At 58.7% G+C, this 15,110-nt stretch carries 13 protein-coding genes; 11 read left to right on the top strand and 2 right to left on the bottom strand.

Annotation, left to right across the window (positions count from 1 at the left end; all coding sequences use genetic code 11):
- The first annotated feature begins 82 nt into the window (after positions 1-82).
- From lptB to BUA94_RS23485, 9 genes are all read left to right on the top strand, one after another.
- Positions 83-865, top strand: coding sequence for an LPS export ABC transporter ATP-binding protein (gene lptB, locus BUA94_RS01475; RefSeq protein ID WP_139251038.1), 783 nt, complete (start codon positions 83-85; stop codon positions 863-865).
- Positions 866-945: 80 nt separating this feature from the next.
- Positions 946-2,481 (top strand): RNA polymerase factor sigma-54, encoded by a 1,536-nt coding sequence (gene rpoN / locus BUA94_RS01480; RefSeq protein ID WP_073007875.1) that lies wholly within the window; start codon positions 946-948, stop codon positions 2,479-2,481.
- Positions 2,482-2,759: 278 nt separating this feature from the next.
- Positions 2,760-3,350 (top strand): ribosome hibernation-promoting factor, HPF/YfiA family, encoded by a 591-nt coding sequence (gene hpf, locus BUA94_RS01485; protein WP_073007878.1) that lies wholly within the window; start codon positions 2,760-2,762, stop codon positions 3,348-3,350.
- A gap of 61 nt (positions 3,351-3,411) precedes the next feature.
- On the top strand, positions 3,412-3,879 hold the full coding sequence (gene ptsN, locus BUA94_RS01490) for a PTS IIA-like nitrogen regulatory protein PtsN (protein WP_073007881.1): 468 nt from the start codon (positions 3,412-3,414) through the stop codon (positions 3,877-3,879).
- A 321-nt stretch (positions 3,880-4,200) separates the two neighbouring features.
- Entirely contained in the window at positions 4,201-4,452 is a 252-nt protein-coding gene (locus BUA94_RS01495) for an acyl carrier protein (RefSeq protein WP_073007883.1), read from the top strand.
- 1 nt (position 4,453) lies between these two features.
- Positions 4,454-5,635: an acyl-CoA dehydrogenase family protein gene (locus BUA94_RS01500; RefSeq protein ID WP_073007885.1), complete on the top strand. Its 1,182-nt coding sequence runs from the start codon at positions 4,454-4,456 to the stop codon at positions 5,633-5,635.
- Between the two features lie 3 nt (positions 5,636-5,638).
- Positions 5,639-6,547, top strand: a complete 909-nt coding sequence (locus BUA94_RS01505; protein ID WP_073007888.1) for an amino acid--[acyl-carrier-protein] ligase — start codon at positions 5,639-5,641, stop codon at positions 6,545-6,547.
- A 17-nt stretch (positions 6,548-6,564) separates the two neighbouring features.
- A complete protein-coding gene (locus BUA94_RS01510) occupies positions 6,565-7,563 on the top strand; it encodes a DUF1839 family protein (RefSeq protein WP_073007891.1) in 999 nt (332 codons plus the stop codon).
- Positions 7,564-7,592: 29 nt separating this feature from the next.
- Complete coding sequence (locus BUA94_RS23485; RefSeq protein WP_073007894.1) at positions 7,593-10,070, top strand: glycosyl hydrolase 2 galactose-binding domain-containing protein; 2,478 nt, start codon at positions 7,593-7,595, stop codon at positions 10,068-10,070.
- Positions 10,071-10,090: 20 nt separating this feature from the next.
- Here the strand turns inward: BUA94_RS23485 and BUA94_RS01520 are convergent, their stop codons facing one another.
- The gene (locus BUA94_RS01520) at positions 10,091-11,353 is read right to left on the bottom strand and encodes a lipopolysaccharide biosynthesis protein (RefSeq protein WP_073007897.1); all 1,263 of its coding nucleotides are present in this window, start codon (positions 11,351-11,353) and stop codon (positions 10,091-10,093) included.
- 224 nt (positions 11,354-11,577) lie between these two features.
- Here BUA94_RS01520 and BUA94_RS01525 point away from each other — a divergent pair, with 224 nt between their 5' ends.
- Positions 11,578-12,258, top strand: coding sequence for a polysaccharide deacetylase family protein (locus BUA94_RS01525; RefSeq protein ID WP_073007900.1), 681 nt, complete (start codon positions 11,578-11,580; stop codon positions 12,256-12,258).
- Between the two features lie 9 nt (positions 12,259-12,267).
- Here the strand turns inward: BUA94_RS01525 and BUA94_RS01530 are convergent, their stop codons facing one another.
- A complete protein-coding gene (locus BUA94_RS01530; protein WP_073007903.1) occupies positions 12,268-13,176 on the bottom strand; it encodes a glycosyltransferase family 2 protein in 909 nt (302 codons plus the stop codon).
- A gap of 196 nt (positions 13,177-13,372) precedes the next feature.
- Here BUA94_RS01530 and BUA94_RS01535 point away from each other — a divergent pair, with 196 nt between their 5' ends.
- Positions 13,373-15,106 (top strand): alpha/beta fold hydrolase, encoded by a 1,734-nt coding sequence (locus BUA94_RS01535; RefSeq protein ID WP_139250981.1) that lies wholly within the window; start codon positions 13,373-13,375, stop codon positions 15,104-15,106.
- The last annotated feature ends 4 nt before the right edge of the window (positions 15,107-15,110 follow it).

The following is a 15,110-nucleotide window of genomic DNA, read 5'->3' on the forward strand; positions in this document are numbered from 1 at the left end:
CTGTTTCATCTCCCGGCCATGAAGGCTTTCTCCCATCCCCTGGCGCGATGCGCCGGCGAACCAGCGGAAGCATGACGTGAAACTGTTCCCCTTCGGACACAAAGGCGCGGATGGCGCGAAGTCTCATGAGGCCGAAGCAGCGCCCGGTGCACTGGTGGTCGAAGGGATCGGCAAGACCTATGGCCGCCGCCAGGTGGTCAAATACGTCAGCCTGGAAGTCCGTCCGGGGGAATCCGTCGGGCTTCTGGGTCCTAACGGTGCGGGCAAGACGACCACATTCTACATGATCACAGGCCTGATTCGTCCGGATCAGGGCCAGATCACCCTGGATGGGTTCGATATCACCCGTCTGCCCATGTACCGCCGGGCGAGACTTGGGATCGGCTATCTGCCGCAGGAAGCTTCGATCTTCCGCGGCCTGACCGTGGAAGAGAACATCCGGGCCGTTCTGGAAGTGATCGAGCCGGACCGCAGACGCAGGAACGAGGATCTGGATGAGCTTCTGGCCGAGTTCGGCCTGACACATCTGCGCAAGTCGCCGTCCATTGCCCTTTCCGGCGGTGAGCGCCGCCGTGTGGAAATTGCCCGCGCACTCGCAAGCCGCCCGTCCTTCATGCTGCTCGATGAACCGTTTGCCGGTATTGATCCGATTGCGGTTGGCGACATTCAGCAGCTTGTGCGGCATCTGACCCAGCGTGGCATCGGCGTGCTGATTACCGATCACAACGTCCGCGAAACCCTTGGTCTGATCGACAGGGCCTATATTATCGCAGCCGGTGAAGTTCTGACCGAAGGCCTGCCGGCGGACATCGTCGCCAATCCGGATGTGCGGCGTCTCTATCTCGGCGAGCAATTTACGCTTTGATGACAAGCCCGTGATTACTCTATAAGCAATAGAGAAGCAAAAAGCGGACCAGTCCACAAAGCGGGAGCCTCCAAGGCGAGATGGCAATTTCCACCAAGCTCGAGATGCGGCAGAGCCAGTCGCTGATCATGACGCCGCAGCTGATGCAGGCGATCAAGCTGCTGCAAATGTCCAATCTCGATCTGACGGCCTATGTGGATGCGGAACTTGAACGCAATCCGCTGCTTGAAAAGAGCGAAATCGAGTCTCCTGCCAGTAGCGAAGTGGAAATCTCCGGCGGAGATGACGGTGGTCCGAGAGCTGAGGATGCCCGGGACGAGCCGCGCTCCGGCGACTGGATGGAAAGCCAGCTGGAGACAGGCGCAGAAGGCATCGCCAGCCGGATGGATACGGACCTCGGCAATGTGTTTCCGGATGAGCCCGGCGTTTCGGCAGGACCGGACCCGGCAGCCCTGAAAGGGTCGGACACATTCTCCAGTGGTTCGGGCGGGGCAAGCGAGGATTACAATCTCGAAGCCTTTGTGGCCGGAGAAACGTCCCTTTCCCAGATGCTGGAAGACCAGATGCATCTGGTCCTGTCTGATCCGGCGGACAAGCTCGTCGCGCTTCATCTGATCAATTCCCTCGATGAGAACGGCTATCTCTATGTCGATCTGGAGGACGTGGCCGAACAGCTCGGAACCGAGCTGGAGCGGGTGGAAACTGTTCTGGCCGTGTTGCAGACGTTCGAGCCCTCCGGTGTGTTTGCCCGAAGCCTGTCTGAATGCCTGAAGCTTCAGTTGCTTGAGCGGAACCGGTTTGATCCGGCGATGGAGATTCTGCTTCAGAACATCGAGTTGCTCGCCCGGCACGATTATTCCGCCTTGCGCAAGCTCTGCGGTGTCGATGATGAAGACCTGTCGGACATGATCGCCGAGATCAAGGCGCTGGACCCGAAGCCCGGCAGCGGCTTTGGTGGCGCCCTGGTTCAAACGCTGGTGCCCGATGTCCTTGTGCGCCGGGCTGCGGATGGATCCTGGACGGTGGAACTCAACAGCGACACTCTGCCAAAGGTTCTGGTCAACCAGACCTACTATGCCACGGTGACGAAAACGGCCCGCAATGCGTCGGAAAAGGAATATCTGACGGATTGTCTGCAGACCGCGAACTGGCTGGTCAAAAGCCTTGATCAGCGGGCGCGGACGATCCTGAAGGTCTCGACTGAAATTGTCCGGCAGCAGGATGGCTTCCTGACCTATGGCATCGAACACCTGCGCCCGTTGAACCTGAAGACCATCGCGGAAGCGATCGGGATGCATGAATCCACCATCAGTCGGGTGACCTCGAACAAGTTCATGGCGACCCAGCGCGGCATCTTCGAGCTGAAATATTTCTTCTCCTCTGCGATCTCCGCAACGGAGGGAAATGACGCCCATTCGGCAGAATCCGTCCGTCATAAATTACGTCAGCTTATTGATGCTGAGTCCCCGGACGACATTCTTTCGGATGACACGCTTGTGAAGATCCTCAAGGATGAAGGCGTGGATATTGCCCGGCGTACTGTGGCGAAATATCGCGAGGCCATGAAGATCCCGTCTTCCGTGCAGCGCCGCCGCGAAAAACGCGCCCGTAGATAAGTCGCTGTTCCAGTATAGAAATTTCTAGTCTTTCACTGGCTTTTCTGTTGCTGGAAGCCATTCGGCGTATCTCTTTGGGCAGATGCCTCCGTCGCTCGCAAGACCTGCGGATTGACACCCGGCAGTCAGGTGCGTATACGGGCCGCCTCATGGGCCTTCGTGAAGGGGATGGCGCTCGGGCGCTGAGTGGTCCATATCTATAGGTATGGAATGCATCGCATTTCATACGCCAGCCTCTCGCGCTGGCGACCTTTGGTCCAATTAGAAAAGAGGTCCCCATGACACTGCGGATTTCGGGAAAAAACGTCGACGTTGGAGATGCCCTGCGTACCCACGTCACTGACCGGATTGAGGATGCGCTGTCCAAGTACTTTGCGGGTGGCTACACCGGCCATGTGACGCTCAGTCGCGAAGGCACGGGCTTCAAATCGGAATGTTCCTTGCATCTCGATACGGGGATTGTGTTGCAGGTATCGGCTCAGGACCAGGAGCCGCGCCTCAGTTTCGATCTCGCCGCGGACAAGATTGAGAAGCGGCTGCGCCGTTACAAGCGCAAGCTCAAGGATCACCACGGTCCGTCTTCAGCATCGGCGCGTGAAGCGTTCGAGGCAGCCTCTTATGTTCTCGCCTCCACCGAGGATGAGGAAGAGCTGCCGGCTGATTTCAACCCGCTGGTGATCGCGGAAACATCGGCCAAGGTGAGAACCCTGACCGTCGGCATGGCCGTGATGGAACTTGACCTGACCGAAGCACCGGTCGTCCTGTTCAAGAACGCGGCGAACGGCGGTGTGAATGTGGTTTATCGCCGGTCTGACGGTAACATCGGCTGGATTGATCCGGCCCTTGTCGCTCAGCAGGCTGCCGAGTAAACGGATGGAATTGCCGCGCCGGTCGATCAGACCGGCGCGGACGGACTTGTTAGGCGGAAAAATGGATCTGAGTGATCTTCTAACGAAAGACGCAGTCATTGCCTGTATGAAGGCAAAGAGCAAGAAGCAGGTGATCCAGGATATGTCCGCCAAGGCTGCGGAACTGACGGGACTTTCCGAACGGGAAATCTTCGACACCCTGCTTCAGCGCGAAAGGCTTGGATCCACGGGTGTCGGGCATGGAATCGCGATCCCTCATGGCAAGCTGACCCGGCTTGACCGTCTTGTGGGGCTGTTTGCGCGTCTCGACAAGCCGATCGATTTTGATGCGCTTGATGATCAGCCGGTTGATCTCGTGTTTCTTCTGCTTGCCCCTGAAGGTGCAGGCGCCGATCATCTGAAGGCCTTGGCTCGTATTGCCCGCCAGCTTCGCGACGCAAAGGTCGCTGGAGGCCTGCGCGGCACTGCGGATGCCGAGACGATCTACGGACTTCTGACCCAGCCGGTTGCGTCTTCGAACGCTGCTTGATCCTTCAGATCTGTATAGTTTTCTTTCGAACCCGGTCTCGCGAGAGGCCGGGTTTTCTTTTTCCTCAATATGAATAGATCTGATTACCCGAAATTTGGTGGGGGCTTCTGCGTGTCCTGGCTTCTATTAATTTTTATGGGCTGTTTTCAACATTAAATTTTTCTAACTATTTCCATATTCAAGATAGTGGCACTCTCAATATTATGGATAATTAACCAAGCCCCTTAAGCTGGATTTATCCATTTCTGTATAGTTAGTTCTCTCTAGGGACGTTCGGCCATGGCGCTATATGCCTGACCCGGCCAGAGAAGGGATTGCCAAATGAACGATATTATTCGCGAATTGTTGTCCAAGCACGGCGGCTTGCCGGTTGCCGTCGATCAGATCGCCGATACGGCTGACCTGTATGATGCGGGCCTCTCGTCTTTTGCTTCCGTGCAGCTGATGCTCGCCCTTGAGGACGAGTTCGATATCGAGTTTCCGGAGGCCTATCTGAACCGCAAGACGTTCTCCTCCATCGCAGCCATCGCCGAGGCGCTTGCCGATATCACCAAAGACCGTCAGGTGGCCTGATATGAACGCTTCAGCCCAGGTTGCTGCGCTGGACCTCGCGGAGCGCGCTAGTCGTGCGGCGAAGGTCGCAGCCGAATTCGCTGATCGTGTCGATGCCGAAGGCCGTTTTCCCGTCGAGGGAATGAATGCGATCAAGGCTGAGCGGCTGATGGGAGTCATGATCCGTCCGGAGCTTGGCGGCGAGGCCGCGACCGTGACCCACATCGCGGATGTCTGCGCCATTCTTGGCCAGTCTTGCGCCGCAACGGCAATGACCTATGCGATGCATCAGATCCAGATTGCCAGCTTGGCGGATTACGCCGTTGGCAGCGCCTGGCATGAGGCCTTCCTGAAGCGGATCTGCGATGAACAGCTTCTTGTCGCCTCGGCGACAAGTGAGGCGGGCATCGGCGGAAACCTGCGCAACTCTCTCTGTGCGATCGAAGTGGAGGGAGCTACTGCCCGCCTGACCAAGGACGCCACCGTCATTTCCTATGGTGCGGCCGCGGATGCGATCATGGTCACTTCCCGCCGGAATGCGGAAGCAGCGCACTCAGATCAGGTCGCGACCCTTTTCCTGAAAGAGCAGTATACGCTCGAGCAGACGTCTGTCTGGGACACGCTCGGCATGCGCGGAACCTGCTCTGATGGATATATTTTCCGGGGCGAATGCCCCGCAGAACAGATCCTGCCGCGTCCGTTTGCGGAAATCGCCGCTCAGTCCATGCTGGCAGTTTCCCACCTGCTTTGGGGGGCGCTGTGGTACGGCATTGCTGCGGATGCCGTGGCAAAATCGCAGGCGTTTGTCCGGGCTGCTGCCCGCAAATCGCCGGGGCAGGTTCCTCCCGGAGCCCTGCGTCTCGCGGAAGCGTCCAATCTGCTGCAGCAGGTCAAGGCCAATGTCGTGGCGGGCCTGAAGCAGTTCGAAGCGGCCAAGGGTGACGGTGATGCCCTCAACGCCATGAGTTTCTCCGTGGCGATGAACAACATCAAGGTCGGCACGTCTCAGATGATCCTGGTGATCATCAATCATTGCATGCTGATCTGCGGCATTGCCGCCTACAAGAACGGCACGCCCTACAGCCTCGGACGGCATCTGCGCGATGCGCATTCTGCCCAGCTGATGATTTCGAACGACCGTATTCTCGGCAACACGTCGACGATGCTTCTGGTCAACAAGCAAGACACAAGCCTTTTGGGGTGAATAATGAGCGCACCCGCGACTTTTCTCGACAAGTTATTTGATCAGGGTCTTCTATATGACAGCGGCGTTGACGGTCTTTATGGCCGCAGCGCAGTGTTCGAAGATGTTATTTCCCGCTTCGAACAGCTGGCATTGAACCTTGGCAAGGATGAAATTTCTGAAGCCATGGTCTTCCCGCCCGGCATGCCGGTGCCGGATTTCAAGACCAGCGGATATATGAAGAACTTTCCGCAGCTTGCAGGGACGGTCCATTCCTTCTGTGGCAATGATCATGACCACATGGGTCTGATCCAGTGCATGGCAGCGGGCGAAGACTGGACGGCGAACCAGAAGATCACCGACATCGCCCTGACCCCTGCGGCTTGCTATCCGCTGTATCCGATCCTGGCACGGCGCGGCAAACTGCCGGAAGAAGGGGCTTATGTTGCCTTGCAGTCCTACTGCTTCCGTCATGAGCCCTCCAAGGAGCCGACGCGGATGCAGATGTTCCGCCAGCGCGAATATGTGCGTGTTGGGACACAGGAGCAGACGATTGCGTTCCGGGAAACCTGGAAGCAACGCGGCGTCGAGATCATGGAACTGCTGCAGCTTCCCCATGAAGTGGACGTGGCCAACGATCCCTTTTTCGGCCGCGCGGGCCGCATGATGGGCGTCAGCCAGCGCGAGCAGGAACTGAAGTTCGAGATGCTCGTGCCGGTGAATGACGGTGCAGGCCCGACCGCTTGCATGAGCTTCAACTATCATATGGATAATTTCGGCAAGGCCTGGGGCATTACCCTGGCTGACGGAACGCCGGCGCACACTGCCTGTGTGGGCTTTGGTCTGGAGCGTCTCGCACTTGCCCTGTTCCGCCATCACGGGCTCGACACGGCTCAGTGGCCGGAAGGCGTCCGCAAGGCACTCTGGGGCTAAGGCAGAAAGAGGCGATCATGGCTGAGCGCATATTTCCGGGCCTCGACCCGGCCGGCTACAAGCGTCATCCGCTGCACTCGGCGGAGCGGGACTGGCCGGAGACGAATTGCTATCTGGATGTCTGGATCGAGGTGCTGCCCTCGCTTGGCCTGCCACCTGAAGCTTGCCTCGCCTATTCCGTGACCCAGGATTTCGAGGGCGACCAGTTCACCTTCTTCAAGGTCCCCCTTGAGGATCTGGAAGCGCTCTATGGTCTGCGGGTCACGGAACTTGCCATCTATGACCGGGTGGAAAACCATGTGGCGGCCCAGATCGAACGGGGCCGGTTAAGCCTGGTGGAAGTCGACAGTTTCTACCTGCCGGACACGCAGGGCGTCGGCTATCACAATGCTCACGGCAAGACGACCGTTGCGGTCAACCGGCTGGATATCGAAGGCCGCTCCATGGACTATTTCCATGGGCTTGGCCTTCATCATCTGGAAGGCGAAGATTTCGATGGGGTGTTTCAGAGGGGCGACAAGGCACAGCCACTGCCGTTCCTGCCCTATACGGAATTCGTGAAATTCCCGGACAAAGCGCCTGCTCAGGACGTTATCGTGGAACGGGCTCTGGCCCTGCTGGCCTCGCATCTTTCCAAGCGCCCGGCGCGCAATCCGATTGCGGCTTTCTCCGTAGTCTTTCCGAAGCAGGTTGCCGAGATCTCCGAGCGTCCTTTCGAGTTTTTCCATCTCTATGCTTTCAACACATTGAGGCAGCTCGGAGCGAATTTCGAACTCTTCAGTGCGCATCTTGACTGGCTTGGACGCAATGGTGTCACCGGTCTTGAAGATGCGGCCGGAAAAGCCCGCCTGATCTCCTCGACCTGTAAAACGGTCCAGTTCCAGCTTGCCCGTGCCGTCATGCGCAAGTCCTTTGACAAGCTGGTGCCGGCGCTTGCTCCGGCGGTCAGTGCATGGGACGATCTGATGGCAGATCTCGATGCGCATATGGTGGCGCAAGGGCTCCGCGCCGCCTGATCTATTTCCCTCAGTCCGAGCGGATCAACATGCCGAATTCCTTTCCCGCCCTGCGTCCGTCATCCGGGCAGCCCGTCACCTGCTTTGAACTGGCGGTGACGCCGGCGGGAGCGGTGGCTTCCCCACAGACTTTGAGCGAAGTCGAAGACTGGGTTCCAGCCAAGGCGCCGGGAACGGCTGCGGCTGCCCTGGCAGCTGCCGGCCGCTATGACCCGCTTGATCCCGAAAGCCTGCATGACAAGGACATCTGGTACCGGGCTGCTCTCGGCAGCTTCGGCGAGGGGGACAGAACGCTCTCGCTGGATGGTCTGGCAACCATTGCGGAAGTCTATCTGGACGGGGCGTTGATCCTCCAGTCCGGGAGCATGTTCGAAGGTCATGAGCTGCCGGTCCATCTGAAGGCTCAATCCCGCCTTGATATCTGTTTCCGGGCCCTTGCTCCTCATCTGGAAGCCAAGGGGCCACGTGCCCGCTGGCGGCCCCAGCTGGCGACGTCTCAGGGTCTTCGTCTCGTCCGCACCACTCTTCTCGGCCATATGCCGGGGTGGTGCCCGGAGATCCATGCGGTTGGCCCTTGGCGGGAAATTGCCCTGCATGAGACCGGTCAACCCACGCTATCCGGGCTTGAACTGCTGACCAATCTGGGGCGGGACGGAAAGGGATATCTCACGTTCTCCGGTCAGCTCGAGGGCTGGCAAGGTGACGTCCATCTCGTTTGTGCGGGGTACAGGCTGGTCCTCGAGCAGGTTGAGCCGGGCCGTTGGGTAGGAACGCTTGAAATACCCGACGTTCAGCCCTGGATGCCGCATACCCATGGAGAGCCTCATCTTCATGACGTTCATCTGGAACTGGGGGCAATGTCTATCGACCTCGGACGTACCGGCTTCCGGCGGATCGAGGTTGAAACCGGTGCGGATGGCCGGGGGTTCGGCCTGACTGTCAATGATGTGCCGGTGTTTTGCCGCGGAGCCGTATGGACCAATGCCGACCTGCTTGGCCTTTCCGGAGACAAGCAAACCTATCGGCCGCTGCTGGAAAAGGCCGGTCTTGCCGGCATGAACATGCTGCGCATCGGCGGCACGATGGTCTACGAAACGCGCGCTTTCTTCGAGCTGTGCGATGAACTCGGGATCCTCGTCTGGCAGGATCTCCAGTTCGCGAATTACGATTATCCGGTTCAGGATGAGGCATTTGCGGTGCTGGTGAAGGAAGAGGTTCGCCAGCAGCTCACCCGTTTGCAGGGCTCTCCGTCGCTGGCTGTTCTGTGCGGCGGAAGTGAGATCTATCAGCAGGGCGCGATGATGGGCCTGCCCGAAAGCCGCTGGAAGGGTCCGCTTTGCGAGGAGATTCTGCGCGCTGCTGCAGGAGCCTATCGTGCGGATGTGCCTTACGTTGCCAATTCGCCTTGCGGCGGTGCATTGCCCTTTTCCCCGAATGAAGGGGTTGCCCACTACTACGGCGTTGGCGCCTATCTGCGTCCCCTGGAAGATGCCCGGCGTGCGGACGTCCGTTTCGCCGCTGAGTGCCTGGCCTTTTCCAATATTCCGGAAGCCCGGACGCTGGAGCAGCATCTTCCCGTCAATCCGGGGCATGATCCGCGCTGGAAAGCGCGCATTCCAAGAGACAGAGGGGCTGGCTGGGACTTCGAGGATGTGCGCGATCATTATCTGAAGTCCCTCTACGGGATCGATCCGCTCGCGCTGCGATACGGAGACCCGGACCGGTATCTGGATCTGTCGAGAGCCGTGACAGTAGACATTCTGGAACAGACATTTGCTGAATGGCGGCGGGCGCAGTCCACTTGCCGGGGGGCGCTGGTCTGGACGTTTCAGGACCTTCTTCCCGGTGCAGGCTGGGGGCTGATCGATGCCCTGGGGCGTCCGAAGCCGGTCTGGCATGCGCTGCGGCGCGCCTTTCAGCCTTTGAATGTCACCCTCAGCGACGAGGGCACCAACGGGCTTCTTGCGCATATCCACAATGAGACACCCGTTGCGCGGCAATTGGCTTTGTCCGTGACCTGTCTGCGCGATGGAATGACGCCGGTGGTTTCCGGAAAAAGGTTATTTGAGCTCGCCCCGCACTCCAGTCAGGACGTGGCGGTGACGGATCTTTTCGGAGCCTTTTTCGACACGACTTATGCCTTCCGTTTCGGGCCGCCTGCCCACGATGTCACTGTGGCGCGGCTTGTCGATGAGGGGACGGGTGAAGTCCTGTCGGAAGCCTTCCATTTCCCGCAAGGCTTCGATCCGGCACGTCTGCCACTGGACCTTCAGGCGGATCTGGCACAGGGCGAAGAAGCAGATTGGCTGCTGACCCTGACTGCAAACCGGACTGCCCGTTTTGTGCATCTGGACGTGGACGGGTTCCTGCCTTCGGACAACTGGTTCCATATTGCACCGGGTGCAGCGAAACGCATTCGCCTTGTTGCCGAAGTGGAGAGCGATGGGACGCCCGCCGGAACCCTCCGTGCGGTCTCGTCAAACAGCCAGATCAGTCTCCGGGGGTAGAGGCCCTTCGGGAAGGGACCTCAGGCCGTATTGCGCTTTCTTGAGACGAGAATGGCGGCCCAGGTCAGCAAGGTCAGTGCAGACTGCACGGCGAAGCGGAAGAGGGCCGCGCCGACAAGGCCACCCATGACCGCTCCGAACCAGACAACGGGGACAAGCGCCAGGCTGGTGAAAATCAGCAGCGCCATGCGGACCTTCTGGTGCCCGATTGCGCGCAGGAGGTCTGCGCCAATGCCGGAGAGGCCCATCAGCAGCGGATAGAACGCCAGGCACTTGATGACGCTCGGTGTGTCGGCAAAGTCCTCGCCGAGAACCAGCGGAATATAATCCGCAATCACAAACAGTCCGATCGCGACCGGCAGGGCGAGGCCAACCGCCACAGGCAGCAGCTTCAGCGCAAAGCTGTAGCTGTTTTCCTTGCCAACCTCGGCATGGCGGAAATGGCGCGTGTAGGTGGCATAAAGAAACGCGCGCACCGGAGCCGAGGCCGCGTCAATGATGCGAAAGCCTGCTGCATATTGACCGCCTGCGTGGGCGTCGATCGCATGCACAACGACCGGCTTGTCGAGATCCTTCATGCTGCCGATGGCGAGAAATTCGACGCAGTAAAGGCTGCTGAGCCTCAGGTCTTCCCGGACAATCGTCATGACCGGTCGCCCAAGGTCCCGAATGACCAGGGCGATGGCGACGACTGCGGAGAGCATGCCCGATGCAAAATACCACCAGGTCCAGTCGGACACAGTCAGCTTGCTGTGCAGGCTGGTGGCCGCGACCAGGAAAACGAGCTTGGAGATCGCCATGAAGGCGTTGATGAAGAGCTGCTTGTTGGCCTTGTCGAAGGCCATATAGGCCTGTGCAGCCAAAACCACGAGCCGGGTGAAGATCAGATCGGTCAGAGAGATGACGGACAGATGCACAAGGCTGATCGTGTCGCCGACCAGATAGTGCAGAAAGACGATCATCGGGATGGCGACCAGTGGCAAGGTTAGAGCCATCATGATCAGGGCATGGCCGAAATAGCGCGGAAACGCTTTAGGATCGACAGCGACGCGCTGGACGAGAAGATACTCGCTGCCCAGGCCAATGATGAATGCGGCAATGATCGACGTACTCGTGATGCTGATGAAGACGCCGTAGCCTTCCGCACCAAGGGTTCGGGAAATCAGCATGAAGAAGGCAAGCTGAATGACCAGCTGAAGCCCGAAGTTCACCGTGTAGGACAAGGTATTGCGAACCAGGCTGGATTTTCGGGCCTGTCCAATAAGATTTTTCACCTTGGACATGGGGCTCCCGGGTGTGTTGGTTTGCATACAGTCGTCCGCTTGGTCCGGCTGGAAATGAAAGTGGCCAGTTGGGAATGTCAGAACAATTGGCTTGATTTAGCACAAGGGTCTTCCGCCGGGGTTAATTTCACCGAATATCCTGCCCTTGGCATTGCTCATCATCCGTTGAACATTTCGTGCCAGAGTGCCGGGAATTAAAACCAAGCCTTTTTCAGGATCCCGGCATGCTGACCAAAAATCTAGCGATCACCTTCCACGGCATTGGTGAGCCGGTGGTTCACTTGAGCGAGGGGGAGGGACGATACTTTGTTTCAGCGGACATCTACCGCCGGACGATTGCAGTGCTGGACAAGATGGAAAAGCAGTCGGGTTGCCGGGTTGTCGTGACCTTCGATGATGGCAACCTGTCAGATTTCAAAGTGGGCTTTCCGGCATTGCTCGATGCAGGCCGTACCGGTGAGTTCTTCTTGCTCGCTGGGCGTATTGGCCAGCAGGGGTATTTGAGCGGAGAACAGATCCGCGAGATGGCTGCAGTTGGCATGAAGATCGGCAGTCATGGCTGGAACCATGTCAACTGGACCAAGCTTGATGAGGCTGGCCGGCAGCGGGAGTTCTATGACGCGCGCCGGAGGATCGAGGATGAGGCGGGTGTTCCGGTCAAGACCGCGGCCATTCCGTTTGGGGCGTTCGATCCGCTTGTCCTGTCGAGCCTGAAGGCTGCTGGCTATTCCCAGGTTTCAACCAGTACATCCGGAATGGGGTATCAGAACGCCTGGTTCCGTCCGCGCTGGTCGGTGCAGGAGACCTTTTCGCCGGAACGGGATCTGCCGCCGCGCATGTCCTTCGGTCAGATCCTAAGAGGCACTGCCTACGCACAGCTTCGCCGGCTGCGCTACCGGATCTAGGTCTGAATCCTAGGGACGCGGTGCGTAGAGCTGCGCGAGCGGCAGGTTCAGAACGGAGCGGATCTTGCCGAAGTTCAGCGCAAGCTTCTGCTGCATGCGGAAGGACCGTGCCCGGTCAAATGGCCGGAAAACCGCGGCGAGGACAAAGGCGGCTGCGCATTTGATCAAGGCATCCCCGCCAAAAAGCAGCCGCCATTGCAGGCCGGGATTGTCGGCCTTGCGGGAGTTGGCAAAGGACTGGCCCGAGCGGACACCGCGGCGGAAAATGTAGCGGGGGTTAAGCCGCTCATCTGGTACATGCTCCCGGGCAATGGCATCGTCTGTTGCTATGATGACGGCACCGCAAGTGGCCGCCTTGGCGAAGAAGGCCGTGTCTTCGCCACCAGAGCGGCCGAGCGCCGGATCAAAGCGCAGGTCGTACTGGCGAAAGAACCGCATGTCGGCGAGGGTATTTCCCCCTCGGCCGGTCAGCAGGCGCTTGCCCCTGTGGCCCCAGTCGGCATAAAGCGGGTTTGCCTTCACCAGCCAGCCCGGCGCGTGATCCGGATAGACAGGATGCACAGGGCCAATCACCACATCGGCGGCAAATTCCTGCTGGCAGGCAAAGAGCTTTTCCAGCCAGTCTGGCTCGACCCATTCATCGTCATCGACGAAGACAATCCATTCGCCGGTCGTTTCGTCGAGCAGGGCATTGCGGGCGATCGAGATGTTGCCGGAGGCAACTGAAAGGCACGTTACATCAAGGCCGGGAAGACGCAGCCCAGCAACCAGCCGGGTCGCTGCAGCATCCTGGGAGTCATCAGCAATCAGCACGGACAAAATCTTGCCCGGAACCTGGTTGATATTGGCCAGAGAACGCAGAGTTTCCGCCAGACACGGCCTGCCGATGCTGGCGATTGCAATCGTGACACGCTCCAAAACGCTAATGCTCCAAACAGCTGCCGGATGCCGGCACTATGAGCCCTCACCTTTGAAACAAGTTTAAAGGAAGCGCAGGATTTTTGAGATTGCTTGTTTCATCGAGTTGAAAACAGCGCTATCCACATTCAAGGAACCTGTTCGGTGGCACTCTCCTGCCGTCGGGGTTTCCTCGACTTGTTCCAGGAATTACTTCTTGTCAATAGCTCGCCCCGTCGTTTTTGGTGATCTTGCCGGTATGTACCATGCTGCCGGAGGTTCGACTGCTGTCCTCATGCTCAGTCCATGGGCCTATGAGGAATTGTGCTCGCGAAAGACATACCGGATTCTGGGCGAAAATCTCGCAGAGGCTGGCTATCCCTGTTTGAGATTCGATTTTCCCGGTACCTGCCATTCAGCTCTTGCCAGTGATGCCATCCGGGACGTTTCAGCCTGGCAGAAGGCATCGGAAGCTGCGCTCGATGAACTGATCAAGCTGTCTTCTGCCAAGCGGATTATCCTGATCGGTCAGGGCCTGGGCGGTCTCTTTGCCGGTGAACTGGCCAGAAGCCGCAAGGTCGACGGCGTTATCTATCTGGGGGCCGTGTCACAGGGGCGTGCCCACTTGCGGGAAATCTCCGCCTGGACAGCCATGACGCAGCCAACTTTCCTGGTCCGGCCCTCCGATGGGCCGGAAGGCGGGCTGATGGCGGGCGGCTTCGTGCTTTCGGCGGAGACCCTTTCGGAGATCAAGGGGCTCAACCTCCTGAAAAATGAAGCTCCAAAGGTGGACCGAAGTCTCGTTGTCGGACGCCCGGGCAATCCTGCCGATGTGAAATTGGCAGAGCATCTTGCTGCCGGTGGAGGTCAGGTCGATCTCAGCGCCTTCGAGGGGTATGTCGACTACATTTCCAATCCGACGCTGTCCCGGCTACCGGAAGGGCCTATCCGGGCCGTTGTATCTTGGGTCGAGGCACATTTTCCGCTGAATGAGCCTACCAGGACGGATGCGCCTGGCCCGCATCTTTCTGCTGTCCTCGAGGGGCAGGGGTTCCGTGAAACCCAGGTCAGGTTCGGGCCTGATGACATGTTTTTCGGGGTTCTGACAGAACCCGCCTCCGGAACGGCTCCGACTGCCGTCCTGATGCTCAATGCGGGCTATGACCATTCCAGCGGATGGGGACGCTACACAGTTGATCTGGCGCGTGAGATGGCCGGGAATGGCTTTGCGATGCTGCGCATGGATCTGGCAGGTATCGGCGAGACCCCTTATTGGCCCGGGCAGGGCGAGCAGGTTCTCTATTCGCCCCGTCAGAATGAGGATGTCCGCAATGCAGTGGACTGGCTGAAGCAGAACCTGCCCGGGACGAGAGTTCTCATCTCGGGACGATGCAGCGGCGCCTATCAGGCCTTCGTGTCAGCGGATCTGGATGAGCGCATCGAAGGGGCGTTTCTGATCAATTCCCGCAAGCTTGTCTGGGACCCTCATGAAGATGTCGATCAGGCCATCCGGGAACCCATTCAGACACTTGATACCTATCGCAGCAAGATGACCGATCCCAGGCAATTCAAGCGATTGCTGTCTGGAGAACTGGCATTGTCGACGGCGATCCGGAAGGTCACTACCGCAATCAAGAAAGCGGCAGACAGAAGGCTTGCGCCCGTTCTTGGGGGCTTGTCACGTCACCATCGATTGGGAAGCCAGGTTACGAACAGGCTGAAGTCGCTGGAGAAGCGCAATGTGCCGGTGGCGCTGGTTTACAGCGAGGGGGACCGGGGACTGCTTGAGATCTCCGACTGGTTTGGGTCGGATGCATCCGGTCTGGCTGCCTATCCGAACGTGACTTTTTCAAGAGTTCCCGATGCCGATCACAATCTCAGCCCGCTTGCTGCACGTGAGGTCATCACGGCTCAGCTTCTGAGTTTTGTGAAAGGCTTTGGCCTTCGTTGACCGG

The sequence above is a fragment of the Roseibium suaedae genome (assembly GCF_900142725.1).
GTDB lineage: Bacteria > Pseudomonadota > Alphaproteobacteria > Rhizobiales > Stappiaceae > Roseibium > Roseibium suaedae.

Coding starts and splice junctions, on each gene's coding strand:
- BUA94_RS01510 (WP_073007891.1), top strand. CDS start 6,565: ATGGCTGAGCGCATATTTCCGGGCCTCGACCCGGCCGGCTACAAGCGT.
- BUA94_RS01520 (WP_073007897.1), bottom strand. CDS start 11,353: ATGTCCAAGGTGAAAAATCTTATTGGACAGGCCCGAAAATCCAGCCTG.
- ptsN (WP_073007881.1), top strand. CDS start 3,412: ATGGATCTGAGTGATCTTCTAACGAAAGACGCAGTCATTGCCTGTATG.
- BUA94_RS01500 (WP_073007885.1), top strand. CDS start 4,454: ATGAACGCTTCAGCCCAGGTTGCTGCGCTGGACCTCGCGGAGCGCGCT.
- hpf (WP_073007878.1), top strand. CDS start 2,760: ATGACACTGCGGATTTCGGGAAAAAACGTCGACGTTGGAGATGCCCTG.
- BUA94_RS01525 (WP_073007900.1), top strand. CDS start 11,578: ATGCTGACCAAAAATCTAGCGATCACCTTCCACGGCATTGGTGAGCCG.
- BUA94_RS23485 (WP_073007894.1), top strand. CDS start 7,593: ATGCCGAATTCCTTTCCCGCCCTGCGTCCGTCATCCGGGCAGCCCGTC.
- rpoN (WP_073007875.1), top strand. CDS start 946: ATGGCAATTTCCACCAAGCTCGAGATGCGGCAGAGCCAGTCGCTGATC.
- BUA94_RS01505 (WP_073007888.1), top strand. CDS start 5,639: ATGAGCGCACCCGCGACTTTTCTCGACAAGTTATTTGATCAGGGTCTT.
- BUA94_RS01495 (WP_073007883.1), top strand. CDS start 4,201: ATGAACGATATTATTCGCGAATTGTTGTCCAAGCACGGCGGCTTGCCG.